The 20,601-nt window shown below is 47.1% G+C and carries 22 protein-coding genes; 2 read left to right on the top strand and 20 right to left on the bottom strand.

All coding sequences use genetic code 11. From position 1 onward, the window contains the following. Positions 1 to 83 precede the first annotated feature (83 nt). From greB to ACTHSX_RS06695, 12 genes are all read right to left on the bottom strand, one after another. The gene (gene greB / locus ACTHSX_RS06750; RefSeq protein ID WP_003685038.1) at positions 84 to 575 is read right to left on the bottom strand and encodes a transcription elongation factor GreB; all 492 of its coding nucleotides are present in this window, start codon (positions 573 to 575) and stop codon (positions 84 to 86) included. Positions 576 to 649: 74 nt separating this feature from the next. Next, entirely contained in the window at positions 650 to 2,194 is a 1,545-nt protein-coding gene (purF, locus tag ACTHSX_RS06745) for an amidophosphoribosyltransferase (protein ID WP_440377183.1), read from the bottom strand. A 152-nt stretch (positions 2,195 to 2,346) separates the two neighbouring features. Then, positions 2,347 to 2,880 (bottom strand): CvpA family protein, encoded by a 534-nt coding sequence (locus tag ACTHSX_RS06740; protein WP_254346843.1) that lies wholly within the window; start codon positions 2,878 to 2,880, stop codon positions 2,347 to 2,349. Further along, on the bottom strand, positions 2,873 to 4,021 hold the full coding sequence (gene ftsN / locus ACTHSX_RS06735) for a cell division protein FtsN (RefSeq protein WP_440377182.1): 1,149 nt from the start codon (positions 4,019 to 4,021) through the stop codon (positions 2,873 to 2,875). The genes ACTHSX_RS06740 and ftsN overlap by 8 nt, the downstream gene beginning before the upstream one ends. Positions 4,022 to 4,034: 13 nt before the next feature. Then, complete coding sequence (gene folC / locus ACTHSX_RS06730; protein WP_440377181.1) at positions 4,035 to 5,318, bottom strand: bifunctional tetrahydrofolate synthase/dihydrofolate synthase; 1,284 nt, start codon at positions 5,316 to 5,318, stop codon at positions 4,035 to 4,037. 38 nt (positions 5,319 to 5,356) lie between these two features. Beyond that, entirely contained in the window at positions 5,357 to 5,809 is a 453-nt protein-coding gene (locus ACTHSX_RS06725) for a protein YgfX (protein WP_440377180.1), read from the bottom strand. Between the two features lie 4 nt (positions 5,810 to 5,813). Beyond that, positions 5,814 to 6,173: a hypothetical protein gene (locus ACTHSX_RS06720; protein ID WP_070608171.1), complete on the bottom strand. Its 360-nt coding sequence runs from the start codon at positions 6,171 to 6,173 to the stop codon at positions 5,814 to 5,816. 63 nt (positions 6,174 to 6,236) lie between these two features. Further along, positions 6,237 to 6,965, bottom strand: coding sequence for an amino acid ABC transporter ATP-binding protein (locus tag ACTHSX_RS06715; RefSeq protein WP_137040945.1), 729 nt, complete (start codon positions 6,963 to 6,965; stop codon positions 6,237 to 6,239). Between the two features lie 50 nt (positions 6,966 to 7,015). Beyond that, positions 7,016 to 7,234, bottom strand: a complete 219-nt coding sequence (locus ACTHSX_RS06710; protein WP_440379659.1) for a hypothetical protein — start codon at positions 7,232 to 7,234, stop codon at positions 7,016 to 7,018. Between the two features lie 61 nt (positions 7,235 to 7,295). After that, on the bottom strand, positions 7,296 to 8,075 hold the full coding sequence (rsmA, locus tag ACTHSX_RS06705; RefSeq protein WP_440363752.1) for a 16S rRNA (adenine(1518)-N(6)/adenine(1519)-N(6))-dimethyltransferase RsmA: 780 nt from the start codon (positions 8,073 to 8,075) through the stop codon (positions 7,296 to 7,298). Between the two features lie 82 nt (positions 8,076 to 8,157). After that, complete coding sequence (locus ACTHSX_RS06700; protein WP_440377179.1) at positions 8,158 to 8,763, bottom strand: Maf family protein; 606 nt, start codon at positions 8,761 to 8,763, stop codon at positions 8,158 to 8,160. Between the two features lie 14 nt (positions 8,764 to 8,777). Next, the gene (locus tag ACTHSX_RS06695; protein WP_440377178.1) at positions 8,778 to 9,317 is read right to left on the bottom strand and encodes a gamma carbonic anhydrase family protein; all 540 of its coding nucleotides are present in this window, start codon (positions 9,315 to 9,317) and stop codon (positions 8,778 to 8,780) included. A gap of 237 nt (positions 9,318 to 9,554) precedes the next feature. Here ACTHSX_RS06695 and ACTHSX_RS06690 point away from each other — a divergent pair, with 237 nt between their 5' ends. Further along, the gene (locus ACTHSX_RS06690; protein ID WP_440377177.1) at positions 9,555 to 10,433 is read left to right on the top strand and encodes a DMT family transporter; all 879 of its coding nucleotides are present in this window, start codon (positions 9,555 to 9,557) and stop codon (positions 10,431 to 10,433) included. A 53-nt stretch (positions 10,434 to 10,486) separates the two neighbouring features. On the opposite strand, the gene lepB is transcribed toward ACTHSX_RS06690, so the two are convergent. From lepB to ACTHSX_RS06675, 3 genes are all read right to left on the bottom strand, one after another. Then, positions 10,487 to 11,506, bottom strand: coding sequence for a signal peptidase I (gene lepB, locus ACTHSX_RS06685; RefSeq protein ID WP_295846339.1), 1,020 nt, complete (start codon positions 11,504 to 11,506; stop codon positions 10,487 to 10,489). Continuing rightward, complete coding sequence (gene lepA / locus ACTHSX_RS06680; protein WP_440377176.1) at positions 11,506 to 13,299, bottom strand: translation elongation factor 4; 1,794 nt, start codon at positions 13,297 to 13,299, stop codon at positions 11,506 to 11,508. The genes lepB and lepA overlap by 1 nt, the downstream gene beginning before the upstream one ends. Before the next feature lie 132 nt (positions 13,300 to 13,431). Then, entirely contained in the window at positions 13,432 to 14,133 is a 702-nt protein-coding gene (locus ACTHSX_RS06675; protein WP_440377175.1) for a 5'-methylthioadenosine/adenosylhomocysteine nucleosidase, read from the bottom strand. 204 nt (positions 14,134 to 14,337) lie between these two features. Between ACTHSX_RS06675 and ACTHSX_RS06670 the strand changes: the two genes are divergently transcribed. Then, the gene (locus ACTHSX_RS06670; RefSeq protein ID WP_070590824.1) at positions 14,338 to 15,468 is read left to right on the top strand and encodes a PilT/PilU family type 4a pilus ATPase; all 1,131 of its coding nucleotides are present in this window, start codon (positions 14,338 to 14,340) and stop codon (positions 15,466 to 15,468) included. A gap of 69 nt (positions 15,469 to 15,537) precedes the next feature. Here ACTHSX_RS06670 and ACTHSX_RS06665 read toward each other — a convergent pair whose 3' ends face one another. The 5 genes from ACTHSX_RS06665 to ACTHSX_RS06645 all read right to left on the bottom strand — a co-directional run bounded on the left by ACTHSX_RS06665 (position 15,538) and on the right by ACTHSX_RS06645 (position 20,503). Continuing rightward, complete coding sequence (locus tag ACTHSX_RS06665; RefSeq protein ID WP_440377174.1) at positions 15,538 to 16,944, bottom strand: dihydrolipoyl dehydrogenase; 1,407 nt, start codon at positions 16,942 to 16,944, stop codon at positions 15,538 to 15,540. Positions 16,945 to 17,197: 253 nt separating this feature from the next. Next, entirely contained in the window at positions 17,198 to 17,935 is a 738-nt protein-coding gene (locus tag ACTHSX_RS06660) for a redoxin family protein (RefSeq protein WP_003747251.1), read from the bottom strand. 188 nt (positions 17,936 to 18,123) lie between these two features. Then, positions 18,124 to 18,909: a 1-acylglycerol-3-phosphate O-acyltransferase gene (locus ACTHSX_RS06655; RefSeq protein WP_063075411.1), complete on the bottom strand. Its 786-nt coding sequence runs from the start codon at positions 18,907 to 18,909 to the stop codon at positions 18,124 to 18,126. A gap of 64 nt (positions 18,910 to 18,973) precedes the next feature. Beyond that, entirely contained in the window at positions 18,974 to 19,801 is an 828-nt protein-coding gene (gene mutM / locus ACTHSX_RS06650) for a bifunctional DNA-formamidopyrimidine glycosylase/DNA-(apurinic or apyrimidinic site) lyase (protein WP_063075582.1), read from the bottom strand. 42 nt (positions 19,802 to 19,843) lie between these two features. Further along, the gene (locus ACTHSX_RS06645; RefSeq protein ID WP_440377173.1) at positions 19,844 to 20,503 is read right to left on the bottom strand and encodes a class I SAM-dependent methyltransferase; all 660 of its coding nucleotides are present in this window, start codon (positions 20,501 to 20,503) and stop codon (positions 19,844 to 19,846) included. Positions 20,504 to 20,601: the final 98 nt, after the last annotated feature.

Raw genomic sequence — 20,601 nt, 5'->3', positions numbered from 1 at the left:
GTAGATACAATCAATAAAAGGCCGTCTGAAAGTATATTTTTCAGACGGCCTTTTATAGTTTCACTTGCTTTATTCATGCATAATCAGTCAATCTTAATATATTCTACCGACAGAATCTCTATAACCTCACGTCCTTCCGGTGTATCCAAGACAACTTCATCTCCTTCGCGCGCTTTAATCAGGCTGCGTGCCAAAGGGGAAATCCATGAGATTTTGTTTTTAGCGGTATCGATTTCATCTACGCCGACGATTTTGACGGTTTGTTCACGACCGTCTCCGCGCAATAAGCCAACGGTTGCACTGAAAAAAATCTGATCCGTGGCTTCACGCGCTTCAGGGTCGACGACGACGGCAGCTTCCAAGCGTTTGGTTAGGAAACGGATACGGCGGTCGATTTCGCGCATACGGCGTTTACCGTAAAGATAATCGCCATTTTCGCTGCGGTCGCCATTGCTTGCCGCCCAGTTAACGATTTGGACGATTTCCGGGCGTTCTTTGTTGACCAGATGATAAAGTTCGTCTTTCAGTGCCTGCCAACCGGTAGGTGTGATGTAATTTTTGGTTTCGGTACTCATAATGTGTCTAAAACATAATTAAAGGCCGTCTGAACGTTAATTTTCAGACGGCCTTTATTGTAAGTCAATTTACTTTATTCTTCATCATCGCTATCGCTGATACTGATGCTGTGTTCCATTTTGCTTGGATGTACTTTCAAGCCGCCACAACCTGATTTTTCGGTAGAGAGACGGTTCAGATATGCTTCATCGATATCGCCGGTTTGATAAACACCGTTAAAGCATGAAGAATCAAAGGATTCGATTTTTGGATTGAGTGCTTTGACTACTGCTTCCAAATCTTCTAAGTTTTGGAAGACGATGCCGTCCGCGCCAATTTCGGTTGCTATTTCTGCTGCGCTGCGGCCGTTTGCAATCAGTTCTTCACGGGTCGGCATATCGATGCCGTACACATTTGGATAGCGCACCTCGGGAGCTGCAGAAGCAATGTAGACTTTGCGTGCACCTGCCGCGCGTACCATTTCGACGATTTCACGGCTGGTCGTACCGCGTACAATGGAATCATCCACCAATAAAACGCTTTTGCCGTTAAACTCTGTTTCCATCGGGCTGAGTTTTTGGCGTACTGATTTTTTGCGTGTTGCCTGGCCGGGCATAATAAAGGTGCGGCCGATGTAGCGGTTTTTAATCAGACCTTCGCGGTAAGGTTTTTCGAGATGGACGGCAAGCTCCATCGCGCTGGGTCGGCTGGTATCGGGAATAGGCATAACAACATCGATATCGTCGACCGGCAGCTCGCGTTTGATTTTTTCTGCCAAAGATACGCCCATATCCATACGGGACTGATAAACGGAAACGCCATCGATGACGGAGTCCGGGCGGGCAAAATAAACATATTCGAAAAGACAAGGGCTTAATTTGGCTTTATCGCTGCATTGACGGGAAATAATCGTACCGTCAAAACCAATAAATACGGCTTCGCCCGGATGGATATCGCGTTCCAAATCATAGGCAAGCGCATTGAAGGCAACGGATTCGGAGGCAACGGCATAAGATTTTTTGCCGGATTCGTCAATTTGCGAACCCAAAACCAACGGACGGATGCCGAAAGGATCTCGGAAAGCCAGCATGCCGTATCCTGCAATCATAGCTACTACGCCGTATGCGCCGCGCACCAAACGGTGTACTTCGGAAACAGCGTTGAAAATATTGTCGATGGTAAGTTGATAAGGGGCTGTATTTTTAGAGACTTCGCGGCGTAATTCGTGCGCAAATACATTGAGTAGGACTTCAGAATCAGAGCTGGTATTAACGTGGCGCAGGTGTTTGTTGCATACGTTTTCATACAACTCTTCGGTATTGGTCAGATTACCGTTGTGTGCCAAAACAATGCCGAATGGGGAGCTGACATAAAACGGCTGGGCTTCTGCACTGCTGCCCGCATTGCCTGCAGTCGGATAGCGGACATGTGCAATGCCGGCATTACCAATCAAGTCGCGCATATTGCGGGTACGGAACACTTCGCGCACCATGCCTTTGCCCTTGTGCATATGAAATATATTGCCTTCGGCAGTAACAATACCTGCTGCGTCCTGACCACGGTGTTGCAACATCTGCAAACCATCATACAACATCTGATTGACCGGCTCATGACTAACCAAACCTAATACACCACACATATCGTGCTTCTCCGAGTTTGAAGATTAAATGGGTAAGCCGTCATTATAAAATAATTTAGATGAGTTTGCTCGAATTGTTAACAATATGATGCTAAATTTACGCAAATAAAAACGGATTCAGACGACCCATAGGCCGTCTGAATCCGTCAAACTCAATCATCCAATTCTTCAACTTCAGCTGCTTTACCCGAAAGATGCGGCATTGCGGTATCTTTTCCAGGCAAATAAGGCATTGCAGCATCGGCAAGTGATTCAAAATACGGAATTGTGTGCGAACTTTGCCACTCTTCCGTTTTCGGCAAATCAGTGTGTGAAAAAACCATCACTGCCAGTGTCACCAAAATCACACCCTTCACTGCACCGAATATGCCACCAAGCAAACGGTTAATGCTTCCCAGACCAACGGCAGACATCAAACTGCTTAACAGCGATCGTGCCAGTTTCTGCAACAGCCATGCCAAAAAAAACACAGCGGCAAAACCCATGGCAACCGCCAAAGAATGCGGCTCAACCGATTTAAAGACCACATCGGCAAACGGCACGGCGAGCGTTCTGGCTGCAATAAACGATACCACCCACGCTACCATCGCCCCTGCTTCGGCAATAATACCCCGTGTCAACGAGATAATGATGCAAATGACGATGACGGCGGCCGCCAACAAATCAGCAACAGGCAAATTACTCACTGGTCACCTGACCGGCAATGCCATGCACACGCAATTTGTTCAAATCGCGCTCTGCATCGCGTGCATTTTTATAACTGGCTGATTTCACGCGATACACCTTACCTTTATCGGTCATGACTTCAGTAATGGTCGAATCGATACCTGCGGCTTTCATTTTACGTTGCAGGCTTTGCGCGCGTTCTTTTTCAGCATAACCAGCCTGAATAGCGGCTTTTTTCGCAGGTTTGGCTTCTGCTTTTTCTTTTTCAGCTTTAGGTTTGGCTTTTTCAGACGGCTTCTCGGCAGTTTTTACCTTATCGGCTTTTTCTGCTTTGGCCGTTTCTGGTTTAGCCTTTTCATTTTTTGGTTTTTCAACTTTGGCTTCTGCTTTCTTAGCAGGCTCGGCCTTATCTTTTACGCTGTCTTTGCTGTTTTTGGCAGATTTACGCTCGGCAATGGCTTTCTCTGCTTTTTCCAATTGTGCCAATTTATTGCGTTCGGCAGCGGCTTCACGTTCTGCTTTTTCAGCACGCGCTTGAAGTGCGCGTTTTTTAGCTGCCAATGCGCTTTCTTTCTCAACAGCTTCCTGTTGGGCTTGTGTTTTACGGGCCGCTGCAGCACGTTGTTCAGCCTGACGTTGGCGGCGTTCTTCGGCTCGGCGCTCCGCAGCTTCACGCTTGGCAGCCTCGGCACGTTGAATACGTTCGGACTCTTCCAAGCCTTTAATATTACCGTCATCCAAAGTATCGTTGATCAAAACCAACGGCTCGCCAACATCTTCGGGGGCAGATTCACGGTTTGGCTTCAATACTTCAACCGGCGCATTGTCTTCTTCGTCGCCTGCATTTTGCGGTTTATTTGATGCTTCGGCATCAGCATGGCGGGCAGCCTCCTCAGCAGCAGCGACATCTTCTTTATTCGGCTCTAACACAACGGCCTTGCTCGGCTCGTCAGCCGTTTTAACTTGGCTCTGACCGACAGGCGCTTCTTTAAACGGTAAATTTTTATCGTCGCCGGAAGTCAGCGCCAGACCGAACAGCATACCCGATGCCACCACCAAGCCGGAGGCCAAGACCAAGCGACGGCGGTTGCGACGTTTGAGTCGTTCGTAACCGTCTAAATCGTATCCGTTTGGAGTTTCTTTTTGTTTATTGTCGGACATGATAATTTCCTCGTTAGTGTTCTTTCAAAACAGCCATTACATCGGCAACAGTATGGAATGAGCCGAAAACAACGATTCTATCATTTTCGGTTGCTTTAGCCAAAGCAGCGCGGTAGGCTGCAGCGACAGTTTCAAAAACATTTACATTATCGATGCCGTGTTCAGCCAATTTGGCCTGCAAAGCCTCCACCGTCATGCCGCGCGGCACATCTAAAGGCGCAATATTCCACTCGTCAAACTGATCTTTAACGATTTCCAACACGCCATCAATATCTTTGTCGGACAACATACTGAATACGGCGGTACGTTTTTGGGCAAAGGCAAGGTTAATCAGGCTGCGGCGCAAAGCACGGGCTGCGTGCGGATTGTGGCCGACATCCAAAACCACCAGCGGACGGCCGGGCAAAACTTGGAAACGTCCAGGATTCTCAACCAACAGCAAACCACGTTTAATCGCGCCGATATCAACCGGCAATTGTTCGTTCAAACATTCCAACACAGTCAATGCACACGCGGCATTGGACAACTGATAGGCACCGCGCAAAGCAGGAAACGGCAAGGAATTACGGTTACGGCTTTGGCCGTCTGAAGCTTGCGGATGGAAGCGGTAGTTCCACTGTACGCTTTCCATTGACGCAAAATCAAAATCTCGCTGAACCATCAACAGTTTTGCGCCAATTTCTTCTGCGTGTTTGAGCAATGATTCAGGCGCAGGATTCTGACCGCATACGGCAGATTTGCCGCTACGGAACACTCCGGCTTTTTCAAAACCGACCTGCTCGACAGTATCACCCAAAAATGCCTGATGATCCAAATCCACGCTGGTAACGACCGAACAGTCGCCGTCAAATACATTCACGGCATCCAACCGTCCGCCCAAACCGACTTCCAAAATCATTACGTCCACATTTTCATGCATGAAAATATCAACGGCCGCCAAAGCATTAAACTCAAAATACGTCAGAGAAATTTCACCTCGCGCCGCTTCGATACGCTCAAATGAGGAAACAATCAATTCATCTGAAACCGGCTGAGTGTTGATGGCGATTCGTTCGTTGTAACGCAGAAGATGAGGACTGGTCAGCGTACCGACTTTAAAACCGGCTTCTTTATAAATATGCGACAAATAGGCGCATACGGAGCCTTTGCCATTGGTACCCGCCACCACGACGACAGGACATTGCGGCACCAAATTCATGCGTTTTTTCACTTCTCCCACGCGTTCCAAGCCCATATCGATAAGGCCGGAACTATGGGCAGTCTCCAAATGAGAAAGCCAGTCTTGTAATGTTTTCATTGTATTTATCGCTTCAAAAGGCCGTCTGAAACAGCCGTTTAATCCATATCTGCCGCAAGTTCTGCTTTGTCTTCTTTTTCACGGCACCAGCGCGCCCACACTTTCAGACGGCGGTAGGCATCGCGGTCGGCCATATCGGGCAAGATGCAGTGTTTGACTATTTTTCCATCAATATTCCATTGCAGAAACAAAGCATAAGCTGTCAACATACTGCTGTCTTGCAAAACCACGCTTCTTCCCTCTTCCTCGTCATTCAAGTAAACCGTCGCACGGTATTGACGGTCGATGATGATTTTTCTGACCGCATTTCGAGTCTGAAAATTAACGCTGCGCCAAGCATAGGTAAAACTACCGGCCAATGCCGCCAAACCCAGCCACATCATCCAACCGTAAAACTCGGTAAGGCATAAGGCCAATGCTGAAAGGTGTAAGAAGACAATCAGAATTTTCAAAGAACGCGAGGGCTTTAAGGCCGTCTGAAAACTTCGCACGGCTTTACATCATATTGTCGAAAACAGGCGTAATATTCAATTCCGCCTCTTCCATGTCCAAAACCATATCGTGGATTTCGGTATCGAAAAATTCCCAAAAAGCCTTCAAACTCATGTCTTGCGGCCATTTGCTTTTATCGATGTCCCAGCCGGCCAATTCGGCTTCAAAAATCTGCTGGTAGCGTTCGTCAAAATAAGAAATGACGGATTCGGGTTCGTCAAATTGCGGCACAAGGAATACGGAGCAGTTGGTACGCAGTTGCTCGATGGTCAGGTCGGGCATATTTTCATCGGCGGATTTCAGCCATTCCAAAAAACGGGCGGTCGGCTTCAGCACAACAGCAGTACGGTCAACAAAATACATTATTTTCAACTTTCAAAATCATTCAAACCGATCATGCCGTCTGAAATTTCAGACGGCCCGAGTTTAATGTGTCATCACCTGTTGCAGGAATTGTTTGGCACGCTCGTGTTTCGGATGGGTAAAAAATTCTTCCGGCGTTTCATCTTCCAGAATCTGGCCTTTATCGACAAAAATCACACGGTCGGCAACTTCGCGCGCAAAACCCATTTCATGGGTCACACACATCATGGTCATGCCGCTTTCCGCCAAGTCTTTCATCACTTTCAATACTTCGCCGACCATTTCAGGGTCAAGCGCGGAAGTCGGTTCGTCAAACAACATTACGCGCGGCTCCATCGCCAAACCTCGTGCAATCGCCACACGTTGCTGCTGACCGCCGGAAAGCTGACCGGGCAGCGCGTCTTTTTTATGTGCCAAGCCGACGCGTTCCAAAAGCTCCATCGCTTTCTTTTCCGCCTCTTCACGGCTTTGGTTTTTCACTTTCATCGGAGAAAGAATAATATTTTCCAAGACGGTCAAATGCGGATACAGATTGAACCCTTGGAACACAAAGCCCACTTCTTCGCGCACTTTGTTCAAATCGGTTTTCGGATCGGCAACATTGATGCCATCCACCCAAATCTCGCCGCTTTCAATGCGCTCGAGTTGGTTTACCGTACGAATCAGCGTAGATTTGCCACTGCCTGAAGGGCCGCATACAACGACCACCTCGCCTTGTTTAACTTCCAGATTCACGCCGTTGATAACGTGCAAATCTTTAAAATGTTTGTGTACATTTTTGAATTTAATCATTATTTCTTTCCAAACTGCCAAAATTTTCGGGGCTTGAGTTACGCTTGCCACTACCAAGGCAAAGGAATGGCCGTTTCCAGCCAAAAGCGGCAACTGACTATGCCGCCGGAAATTCTGCCTTGATTGTACCGATTAACTTTAAATTGCTCTTCCCTATCAAGATGATACCCGGTCAATACCCAAACTGCGCCGATAATTGCTGCTTCAAAACGGTGCCGCTCAGACGGCATATCCTTACCGGAAAAATACTGCGCCAATTCACGCCACAAATATGAATCACCCAGAACCTCTCATCGAATAGGAGGTTGCTTAAAAATTACCATCACTATTTCAGACGGCCTTTTGAACCAGATAATTGCTCAATTCCACATATTTCTCAGCGGCAATGTGTTCTGCCCTGTCCTGCGGATTGATGCCGACTGCCTGCAAATCATCATCGCCGACAAGTTCCTTCAAATTATTGCGTATGGTTTTGCGGCGTTGATGGAAAGCCAGTTTCACCAGTTTGGCAAAATGTTCAAAATCTTCTGCTTTACCGATGCGGTGTTTCACCGGAATCATGCGCACCACGGCCGAATCCACTTTCGGCGCAGGATCAAAGGACTCGGGCGGCACCTCAATCAACATTTCCATATCGAAGAAATATTGCAGCATTACGCCCAGACGGCCATAGTCGTTGGTTTTCGGCTGCGCCACCATGCGTTCGACCACTTCTTTTTGCAGCATAAAGTGCATATCGATCACATCGTCTGCCACTTCGCTCAATCGGAACAAAAGCGGCGTGGAAATATTGTACGGCAGGTTGCCGACAATTTTTTTCTTGCCTTCAATGCTGTTGAAATCAAACTGCAATACATCGCCTTCGTGTATCACCAATTTATCTGCAAACGGCAAGGTTTTCAGACGACGTACGATGTCGCGGTCGATTTCGCAAACATGCAGGCGATTGAGTTTCTTCGCCAAAGGCTCGGTAATGGCAGCCAAGCCCGGGCCGATTTCAATCACGATATCATCAGGCTGCGGTCTGACCGCGTTGACAATATCGCTAATAATCCGCGTATCCTGCAAAAAATTCTGCCCGAAGCGTTTCCGGGCCTTATGTTCTTTCATATCTTTCTTCAAACAAGCTGTTTAAGGCAGTATTGTAACTGAAACAGGCGTTTTTGTCGGCACGCTTTCAGACGGCATTTGCCTAATTTAAAGCAAACGGCGGCGCTTCCAAACCCAAAGATTTCAGTAGTTGCGCGGTCTCATAAACCGGCAAACCCATCACGCCGGTAAAACTGCCCTGCAAATGCTCGACAAATACGCCGCCCAAGCCCTGAATCCCATACGCACCGGCTTTATCCATCGGCTCGCCGCTGGCAACATAGGCTGCAATCTCCTCAGCCGTCAACGTTTTAAAGCGCACTTCGCTCGTCTGCACCACATCATGGCACACGCCTTGCCAGTAAACGCATACAGCCGTCAGTACCTGGTGAGTCCGTCCGGACAAACGTTCCAGCATATCGACCGCATCCGCCTCAGATTCCGGTTTACCCAAAATAACCGTACCATCCGCCACCGTCGTATCCGCCGTCAATACAGCAAACTCAGGCTCTTGATCATGAGCAGTAAACCATTGTGCCACCGCTGCCTGATTTTTCTCGCAGGCCATACGGCGCACATACTCTACTGCGGCTTCGCCTTCTTTAGGGGTTTCATCAATATCCGCAGGAAGGCGGCGTACCGTGAAACCCAAATTCTCCAAAATCTCACGACGGCGCGGACTGCCCGAAGCCATATAAATTGCGTTCATTGTATTGGTTTTCCTTATTTTGAAATTTTATGCTGACCGGACAGGCGGACATAATGCGCAGACGAATACGTCAAAAATTCCCTTTCCTCATCAGTCAGCGGACGCACTTGTTTAACAGGCGAACCGACGTATAAAAAACCGCTTTCCAAACGTTTGCGCGGTGGCACCAAACTGCCTGCGCCTATCATCACATCATCTTCGACAACCGTATCATCCAAAATAATCGAGCCCATGCCCACCAACACACGATTCCCAATTCGGCAGCCATGCAGCATGACCTTATGCCCAATCGTCACATCATCGCCGATAATCAAAGGCGAACCGTCAGGCTTTGCCGCATTCTTATGCGACACATGCAAAACGCTGCCGTCCTGCACATTGCTGCGTTTGCCGATAGAAATGCTGTTCACATCGCCGCGCAATACAGCATAAGGCCAAATCGATACATCTTCCGCCAGCAACACTTCGCCAATCACTACCGAAGTCTCATCTACAAAACAAGACTTATCAACCGACGGCACATAATCCAAAAACGCACGAATAGGGTTTGCCATTTCCAATATCCTTTTCTCAAAACCAAAACTGATCAGGCCGTCTGAAAACACGGCGTAAAACGATTTTATACTACAACAATACGAAATCAAGCCAGAAAATCATCAAAAGGCCGTCTGAAACAGTTTTCAGACGGCCTTTCATCATAAACCCTTTATCTTGGCTTACCACTATTTATCATTAGCGCCCCAGCTATATTTTATGGAATAATCGTCTTCATTTAATTCTTGGAGAAGCCGATGAAGACACGTTCGGGAAATTATGCAGCGCCCCTGCTGGTCGTCGGCTGCGTCGTCTTCGGTTTGGGCAGTTTAATCGTCAAATTTGTCGATGTCGGCTCTTACGCCATCGCATTCTGGCGCTTGCTGATCGCCGCCCCTATATTTTTCCTACTCGGGCGTTTTTTCAGACAAAAAATGCCCACGAAAAGAAAAACAGTTGGCTACGCAATCTTATCCGGCGTTTTCCTCGCATTCGACCTCGCCCTTTGGCACGAAAGCATTCACGCCGTAGGCCCCGGCATTTCCACCTTACTCAACAGCCTGCAGATTTTCTTTTTAGCCGCCATCGGCTTCTTCTTTTATTCTGAACGTTTAAGCGCCCTGCAAATTTTAAGTTTGATATTGGCCACCATAGGCGTCGCCTTAATCGGCAGTCCAGAGTTCAGCCATAACAACAATGCCGCATGGGGATTTGTCAGCGGCGTAGTATCCGGTGCCATGCTGGCCCTGTCTATGGTCTTCGTACGCAAAACCCATGAGCAGGAAAAAGTTGGTTTGTTTCCTCTGATGATGATTTTAAGCTTCGGCGGCGCAATGGCGCTGGTCATCCCGTCACTGCTATTCGATGCCACCCATCTTTACCCCAAAACTTTAAACGATGTGATTCTAGTCTCCATCTACGGCATCGTTATGCAATGCTTCGCTTGGGCATTGATTGCTTACGCCATCCCGCTTTTATCCTTATCACTGACCGGCCTCCTGCTGCTCTCAGAACCAGTCGCCGCCATGCTGATCGATTATTTCTGGTTGGATAAACCAATTAATACCGTCCAATGGAGCGGCGCCACTTTGACTTTATTGGCGATTTATTTAGGTTCGTTAAAAGACAAAAAATAGATACAAAAAAGGCCGTCTGAAATTTTTCAGACGGCCTTTTAATCTGTTATTGCTTATTTGATACTGGTACCGATACGGCTGAGTTCGCCAAAGTTCATCCAAACAAAGAAGGCTTTACCGACAATCAGTTTGTCATCGACAAATCCCCAATAACGGGAATCGGCGCTGTTGTCGCGGTTGTCGCCCATCGCGAAATAACGGCCTTCAGGAACTTTACAGATAAAGCCATTGCCGTCTTCTGCGTATTCGCAATTTTCCAAACCGCTTGTTTCAAGCGAGTAATTGCTTTCAGGCATCACTTCGGAGGTGTATTTATTCAATACGGCAATAGATACGGAAGGCTGACCGGCCTCTTTGATAACGTCAAAGTTTTTGCCGTTCAAGGCAGTATGAAAACGCTCAAGCGTATGAATCATAGACGGATCGGTATCATCTGCGTATTGATAATTGCCATTTGGTTTTTCGGAAATAATTTCTCCGTTAACAGTCAAAACCTTATCACGGTATTCCACAACGTCGCCCGGAATACCGACGATGCGCTTGATGTAATTCATCTCAGGCTGAAGTGGGTAATTGAACACCACGACATCGCCTCGGGCAATGTTGCCAACAGGGATAATGACCTTATTCAAAATCGGCAGGCGGATACCGTAAGAAAATTTGTTCACCAAGATAAAATCGCCTTTGACCAAGCCAGGACGCATGGAGCTGGACGGAATTTGGAACGGCTCGGCAATAAAGCTGCGCAACACAAAGATAACCAAGATGATGGGGAAAAAGCCGCCCATATAGTCGGTAAAATGCGCATTGTCTTCGCCGGTCTCGCTTTTTTTCAGACGGCCTTTATGGATTGCCCAAACAATACCAGTGAACACGACAAACACCAGCAATACGGCGGTAAAGCTCATAAACTCGGACAAAATGCCGAATACGCCGACCATGCACAAGAGATAACTCCATTGCAGGCCGGAGCTCCATTCGCCGTTTTCCTGACGCTCTTTACTGCTTTTGAAGTTGAGGACCAAGCCGGCCAGCAGTACAACGATTGCGCCTAAAGTCAGATTTATACTCATTATTTATCACTCACTTGCAGAATCGCCAAGAACGCGCTTTGCGGGATTTCCACATTGCCCACTTGTTTCATGCGGCGCTTACCTGCTTTTTGTTTTTCGAGAAGTTTTTTCTTACGCGTAATATCGCCGCCGTAACATTTCGCTAAAACGTTTTTACGCAGGGCTTTGACGTTTTCGCGGGCGATAATCTGGCTGCCGATGGCGGCTTGGACAGCGATGTCGAACATTTGGCGCGGAATCAGTTCGCGCATTTTCGCTGCCAGCTCGCGACCGCGGTGAACGGCGCTTTGACGGTGGACAATCAGGCTCAGGGCATCGACTTTTTCGCCGTTGACCATAATGTCGAGCTTAATCAAATCAGACGGTTGGAACTCTTTGAAATGGTAGTCCAACGAAGCATAACCGCGCGAAGTGGATTTGAGTTTGTCGAAGAAGTCCATCACGACTTCGTTCATCGGCAAATCATAAGTCAGCATGACTTGGCGGCCCATGTATTGCATATTGACCTGAACGCCGCGCTTTTGGTTACACAAAGTCATGACGTTACCGACATATTCCTGTGGCACAAGAATGGTCGCAGTAATAATCGGTTCAAGAATGGTTTCGATGGTGCTGATTTCAGGCAGTTTGGACGGGTTTTCAACTTCGATTTTCTCGCCGTTTTTCAACACAACTTCATAAACCACCGTTGGTGCAGTGGTAATCAAGTCCATATCGAACTCGCGCTCCAAACGCTCCTGCACGATTTCCAAGTGTAACAGGCCCAAGAAGCCGCAACGGAAGCCGAAACCCAATGCTTGGGAAACTTCAGGCTCAAATTTCAACGAAGCATCGTTCAGCTGCAATTTTTCCAACGCGTCACGCAAAGCTTCATAGTCGTGGCTTTCTACCGGATAAAGGCCTGCAAATACTTGGCTTTGTACTTCTTGGAAGCCGGGCAGCGGCTCAGAGGCAGGGTTGGCAACCAAAGTAACCGTATCACCGACTTTCGCCTGTCCCAATTCTTTTACACCGGTAATCAAAAAGCCTACTTCGCCGGCTTTGAGTTCTTGTTTTTGAACCGATTTCGGCGTGAATACGCCCAGCTGCTCAACCTGCGTTTCCGCCTTGGTGCTCATAAAGCGCACTTTGTCTTTCAGCTTGATGGTGCCGTTTTTCACACGAATCAACATGACCACGCCGACGTAGTTGTCAAACCACGAATCGACAATCACCGCTTGCAACGGCGCATTTTCATCGCCGATAGGCGCAGGGATTTTGGCAACGATTTCTTCCAAAACATCTTCCACACCAATACCGCTTTTGGCGGAACATTGAACCGCACCGACAGCATCAATGCCGATAATGTCTTCAATTTCCTGCTCCACGCGATCGGGTTCTGCGGCAGGCAAATCGATTTTGTTCAAAACAGGCACAACTTCCACGCCCAAATCAATAGCGGTATAACAGTTCGCCACGGTTTGCGCTTCTACACCTTGAGACGCATCAACCACCAAAAGCGCGCCTTCGCAAGCCGACAGCGAACGGGAAACTTCGTAAGAGAAGTCGACGTGTCCCGGAGTATCAATCAGGTTGAGCTGATACACCTGCCCGTCGCGTGCTTTATAGTTGAGCGCGGCGGTTTGCGCTTTAATGGTAATGCCGCGCTCTTTTTCGATGTCCATGGAATCGAGCACCTGCGTACTCATTTCGCGCAAATCCAAACCGCCGCAGTATTGGATAAAACGGTCGGCAAGCGTCGATTTACCGTGGTCGATGTGGGCAATGATGGAGAAATTCCGTATGTTTTTCATATTGTTATTAAGATAAATACAATTAAAGGCTGAAAGGCCGTCTGAAAAAACAGGGATTCAGTTTTCAGACGGCCTTAGAATAAGGTTGAATCGTTCCGTATTCTAACGGAAATTCAACGCTTTTGCATGATTTTATAGCGATTTGACAATCTCGGTCACCATCTTCGCCGAGCTGACGGCCGCCGTTTTCAAAAACTCTTCAAAGCTGATGTCCGCTTTCTCATCTGCCGAATCGGATACGGCGCGAATAATCACAAACGGCACTTCCAACTGGTGACAGGTTTGCGCAATCGCCGCAGCTTCCATTTCAACTGCTTTTACGTCAGGAAAATGACTGCGGATTTCCGCGACACCTTCGCTACTGTGCACAAAACGGTCGCCACTGACAATCAGGCCTTGAGTTACAGCCGCACCTTCAAACACTTGCGCCGCCTTTTCTGCTTGGCGAATCAGGTTTTCATCCGATGCGAACACAGCAGGAAGTTGCGGTACTTGCCCCCGAACATAACCAAAAGCCGTTACGTCAACATCGTGATGCGCCACAGTTTCGCCGATGACCACGTCACCGACCTTCAGACCCTTGCCCAAACCGCCTGCACTGCCGGTATTGATGACGCAATCCGGTGCAAACTGATGAATGACCCAAGAAGTCGAAACCGCCGCATTGACCTTACCGATACCGCTCAAAACCAATACCGTGCGTTTTCCAGCCAATTCGCCTTCATATGCCGAGAATTTACCGAAGGACACATGTTTGACATTGGCCATGCTTTCACGCAAAAACTCAATTTCCTGTTCCATTGCGCCGACCACGGCAATTGTTTGTACTGACATCTCGTTACCTTTCCATTCACTAATCGAGCAACATTATAACAGCAGAATTTAAAATCACAGGGATACTGAAAAATCTGCTATATTCCTAGCACGACACTCAATTTAAAACAGATAGCCACTTTAGTGGGCAAAACAGCAAATAATGATTGCTTCTGTTATAATTATTCTCAATAAAATAACTTAATATTAACTATCTAAATTCTTATGTTTGACGAAAATACTCCGGGCGCAAAAGAAGAATTGTTCGCTTGGCTACGCCATATGAACAAATACAAAGGCTCCGACCTTTTCATTACCACCAATTTCCCGCCAGCCATGAAAGTGGACGGCAAAATCACGCGACTGAGCGATGAACCGCTAAGTGCTGAAAAATGTATGGAAATCGCTTTTTCGATTATGTCTTCCAAACAAATCGAAGAATTTTCTTCCACCAACGAATGTAACTTCGCCATCAGCCTGCCCGATACCAGCCGCTTCCGTGTCAATGCAATGGTTCAACGCGGTGCAACTGCATTGGTGTTCCGCTCCATTACCAGCAATATTCCAAAATTTGAAACGCTCAATCTGCCCCCTATTCTGAAAGACATTGCCCTCAGAAAACGCGGCCTGATTATTTTTGTTGGCGGTACAGGTTCGGGCAAGTCCACTTCCCTCGCCTCCCTTATCGACTATCGAAACGAAAACAGCTTCGACCACATTATTACCATCGAAGATCCGATTGAGTTTATCCACCAACACAAAAACTGCATCATCACTCAACGCGAAATCGGCGTAGATACTGAAAATTGGCCGATTGCGCTGAAAAATACCCTGCGCCAAGCACCGGATGTTATCTTGATTGGCGAAATCCGCGACCGCGAGACCATGGACTACGCCATTTCCTTCGCAGAAACCGGCCATTTATGTATGGCGACACTGCATGCCAACAGTACCAACCAAGCGCTCGACCGCATCATCAACTTCTTCCCCGAAGAGCGCCGTACCCAGTTGCTGACCGACTTGTCGCTCAACCTGCAAGCCTTTATTTCCCAACGCCTGATTCCCCGTGAAAGCGGACGGGGTCGTGTGGCGGCGGTCGAAGTTTTGCTCAATTCGCCGATTATTGCCGACTTGATTCAAAAAGGCGAAGTCCACAACATCAAAGAAATGATGAAAAAATCAACCGGCATGGGCATGATCACTTTTGACCAAGCCTTGTATGATTTGTATGAAAACGGCGATATCAGCTATCAAGACGCCATTAAAAATGCCGACTCCGCCCATGATTTGCGCTTAGACATTCAATTACGAAGCCGTCGTGCGCAAAATGCCGGTCCGGATTTAGAATTGATTTAACAACTTCAAAGCATAAAAAAGGCCGTCTGAAACCTTACAGTTTCAGACGGCCTTTATTCCATCAAATAATCAAGCCTGTTTCAATTTTGCATCGGCATCACGCAATGCAGTGCGCAGACCTTCCTCGATAACCGGATGGTAGAACGGCATATCCAACATTTGCGGAATCGTCATCTTCATTTGATGCGCCCAAGCCATCAAGTGTGCCAAATGTTCGGCAGCAGGACCGACAACTTCTGCACCAATGAAACGGCCGGTTGCTTTTTCAGCATACAAACGCATATGGCCTTTGTTGACCAACATAACGCGGCTACGGCCTTGGTTTCGGAAGGAAACTTCGCCGATTACAAACTCATCAGGCTGATATTTCGCCGCGACTTGCGCATATTTCAAGCCGATAGTGGCAATTTGCGGACTGGTGAATACCACGCCGATTACGCTACGGCGCAAACCGCCCTCAATATTCGGGAAAATAGCGGCATTATGACCGGCAATTTTGCCTTGGTCGGAAGCTTCATGCAGCAGAGGCAATTGATTGGACGCATCGCCTGCGATAAAGATGTGCGGAATGCTGGTTTGCATGGTCAGCGGATCGGCAACAGGCACGCCACGCGCATCTTTTTCGATATTCAGGTTTTCCAAACCGATATTGTCCACGTTTGGACGACGACCGGCGGCAGCCAAAGCATATTCGGCATGGAACACACCTTTTTCGCCATCTTGTTCCCAATGAACTTCAACATTGCCTTCTGCGTCCAATTTGACTTCGGTTTTGGCATCCAAATGCAAAGTCAACTCTTCACCAAAAATGGTTTTGGCTTCTTCAGCGACAACAGGATCAGAAATACCGCCAATAGCACCGGCCACGCCAAAAATTTCAACTTTCACGCCCAAACGGTGCAAAGCCTGACCCAACTCTAAGCCGATTACGCCAGGGCCGAACACGGCAACACTCTTAGGCAGGGTATCCCAAGAGAAAACATCATCGTTCACAATCAAGCGATCGCCTAAAACTTCCCACTGTGGGAAAATCACAGGACGCGAACCGGTGGCAATCACAAAACTTTTTGCAGTAATTTGAGTGTGGTCATCGATTTGGACGGTGTGTTCGTCAACAAATTTTGCCGTACCCATAATACGCTTGTCGGCAGGCCACTCTTCTACATCGCTGACTACAAAACCGACAAAACGGTCGCGTTCGGACTTCACGCGGCGCATGACTTCTTCACCGTTTACCGTTACGCTGTCTTTATCCAAATGTACGCCAAACGGATCGGTATGCAGAGCATGATAGCGCGCTTCCGCAGCCGCAATCAGCAACTTGGACGGCATGCAGCCGACACGCGCACAAGTTGTTCCGAATACATTGTTTTCAATCAGGTAAACATTGTCTGTATGAAGTCGGGCATTGCGAAATGCGCCCATACCGGCTGTACCGCCACCCAGTACTACTACATCTGCTTGAATCTTTTTCATATTTTATCCTTACTGTCTATATCCAAACCGATATTGCCATCAGGTTATCCGTTTTCAGACGGCCTAAACTTCACAAACTATCAAAATTTAAAAATCAATAGCCAATACCTAAATATCGATTTAAAACAATAATCTCAAATTCTACTTGTAAATATAGAGTTATTCAGAACGCCGATTTGTAAACGTCGTCTGAATAACTCTATATTTGGGTCTTTCAGACGGCCTTTTCAAGCCGTCTCAAGCATACAGGCAATTAGTTTTTAGCCAAGTAAGCTTCCAAGTCTTCGCTGCCGCCGATGTATTTGCCGCCGATGAATACTTGAGGAGCAGTCATCTTACCGGTAATAGCGCGTACGGAAGTAACAGTTGCATCTTTGCCCAATACGATTTCTTCGTAAGACAAGCCTTTGTCTTGCAGAGCTTTTTTAGCTTTTGCACAGAATTGGCAACCAGGTTTGGTAAAGATGGCAACAGACTCTTGAGCTTTCCAGTCAGGAGCAATGTATTTCAACATAGTGTCAGCGTCAGACACTTTGAAAGGATCGCCTGGTTCTTCAGGTTCGATAAACATTTTTTCAACCACGCCGTCGTTAACCAGCATGGAGTAACGCCAAGAGCGTTTACCGAAGCCCAAGTCTTCTTTGCCAACCAACATGCCCATGCCTTCAGTGAATTCACCGTTGCCATCAGGAATCATATAGATGTTGTCGGCTTCTTCTTCAGCAGCCCAAGCGTTCATTACGAAAGTGTCGTTTACAGATACGCAGTAGATTGCGTCAACACCGTTTTCTTTGAACGCGCCAAACAATTCGTTGTAGCGTGGAAGGTGAGAAGAAGAGCAAGTTGGAGTAAATGCGCCAGGCAGAGAGAACACGACTACTTTTTTGCCTTTGAACAAATCATCAGTAGAAACATCTTTCCAAGTGTCGCCAACGCGAGTGCGGAATACTACGGAAGGTACTTTTTGACCGGTACGATCTTGCAAAGCCATTTTTAAGCTCCTTAAAAATTCGGGTTTGAGAAATGAATCAATGCTTGCATTTTAATGCAGGCCTATCGATTTGTATAATTTATAGTTCAAATAATATTAATTACATCAAACTATCAATTCAATTAAACCGAAAACAGCTGTTCCTCTAAATGGGGGCCGTCTGAAATAAAACAAGTGCCTGACTGAAATTATTTTTTAGGTAAGGGCTGAACGGGAGAATCCGAAGCCACAATTTTGCTGATGGCTGTTTCCGCAATATCCTTCAAAGCATAGCGGTCTTTATCAGGCATATCTGTCGGTTTATACTGTGGCGAGAAATCCAAACGGATACGGATTTTCTTCATAGAAACAATGCGCCATAAAGACTGAAACAGATTTACCTCTGCATAGGATGGCAGATCCGTCCGTTGTCCTTCGTCATCATAATAGCGTAAGGTTACCGCCTGAATCGGCGCTTTCGCATCAATAGCCGATTGGAACAGGGCTGCTTTAAACGGCAAAATACCCAAGCCGGAAGAAGTGCGCGCTTCGGGGAAGAAGCTGACATTCTGCCCTGCTTTCAATGCCGCACAAATCGCCTGATTAATCGGCTCGACATCACGGCGGGAATTGCGGTTAATAAACACCGTGCCGGCATTTTTACCCATTTTCCCCAAAACCGGCCAACCGCTGATTTCCTTTTTTGCAATAAAACTGCTCGGATAAACGGCACTCATGGCAAAAATATCCAACCAAGACACATGGTTGGCCACCACCAAAGTACCGCTCACATTTCCTTGAGGCGGTACGCCGATTTCCAATTCGATATCCAAAGCATCCAACGCACCTTTTCCCAAAACAACCACAGCGTGATTGCGTTCCTCTGCATTGTTGCCATCGATGGCACGCAAATCCCGGCCGGTTCTGAATAACCAAGCCGCCAAACGGCAAAGTCTGCCCAGTCGTTTAAAAAAAGGAGCTTTTTGTTTAGACATAAAATTTCTTCTGTATTGTGTTCATTATTTTCAGACGGCCTCTGACATTTAAGGCCGTCTGAAACTATTTCTGGCAATTTGGACAATAAAATGTTCCACGCTGCCCCAAAGTTTCTTTAAAAATCAGCCCGCCACATTGGACACAAGGCTCATTATGACGGCCATAGACCGTATATTCCTGCTGAAAGTAGCCGCTTTTTCCATCGCTATTAACGAAGTCTCGCAGCGTACTGCCGCCGGTTTCAATCGCCCTTTGCAGAACCGCTTTAACCGTTTCCACCAATAATGCGCATTCTTTCTTGGTCAACTTATTCGCCGGACGCAATGGCGAAATACCTGCCTTAAACAGACTTTCATTCGCATAAATATTGCCGACACCAACTACCGCCGCATTATCCATTAGTGCTAATTTGACTGCACGCTTTTGGGTTTTTAATTTCTGATACAGGTAGTTTGCATCAAAATCGTCCGAGAGCGGCTCCGGCCCCAACTTTTCCAACAGCGGATGATGCTCGGCAATACCCTCATACCACAACACCGCACCAAATTTACGCGGATCGTGATAACGCAATACGGTACCGTCATCAAATACAAAATCTAAATGATCGTGTTTATCCGGAGTGGCGATACGCTCATCATCAGCGGTAAAAATCCGCAAACTGCCAGACATACCCAAATGAATAAGTAAAATACCCGTTTCAAAAGTAATAATCAAATACTTCGCACGCCGGTTGTATGCCAAAACTTTGCGCCCTGCCAAAATTTGCGCCAAGTCTGGATGAATAGGCCATCTCAATTTAAACTGGCGAATAATGACTTTTTCTATCTTCTTGCCATCAATATGTGGCGCGATTCCGCGTAAAGTCGTTTCCACTTCAGGTAATTCAGGCATCATTATTCTCCAAATTCATCATTATATATAGGCCGTCTGAAACTATTCAGCCAAACGTGCTGTACTTAAAGCAACCGTATTGCCATCGAATGCAGATTCCAATTCGGGCAAAGGATGGACACCAATCAAATGTTTCGTTAAAACCACACCATAAACCGCCGCACACTGAGGCCACCACCTATCCCCGGCTTTTTCCATAAACTGCCAGAACTTCAAAGCAGATGGCGAATTCACCGCAGGCAGATAATCCATAAATTGCCCATATTCCATTTCAAAACCAATAGTGGCAATTTTTCGTTTCAACTCAGCCAAAGCCAAGCATTGAGATTTCATAGGCAGTCTTTTGCCATCAAACCACGAGCTCAATCCCCACAAAGATTTAGGGTTAAACCCCGTTAAAATCAACCTGCCCTCAGGGTTTAATACCCTAAACGCCTCTTTCAACACTAAATCCGCAGTTGAAATTTCCAAAAGATGGTGCATCAATAACACATCCACGGAATGCGTTTCAAATGCCAACATTTCAGCATCCATCCGTACATCGCGAGGCACCACAATCATATTTTCAGACGGCCTCTGCCATACCCCGCCCAATTGAACCGCTACTTGGCCATTCAAATATTGCAAATGCCGTCTAAAAAAATCCGCCTCTTTTTGAGCAAGATATTGTCCCATTGGCGTTTGCATAAAAAAAGTTTCCATTAAATGCTCCCCTATGCATCCCGACTTGTGTGACAGAATTTTAACACCACGAACACATCATACAAGCAAATTCCCTACTCGACTTGACGTTTGAATGC

The sequence above is a fragment of the Neisseria sp. P0014.S002 genome (genome assembly GCF_051958295.1).
In the GTDB taxonomy this organism is placed as follows: Bacteria; Pseudomonadota; Gammaproteobacteria; order Burkholderiales; family Neisseriaceae; genus Neisseria; species Neisseria flavescens_B.
Note: the sequence above shows the minus strand (reverse complement) of the source record. Positions and strands in the feature narration are given on the sequence as shown.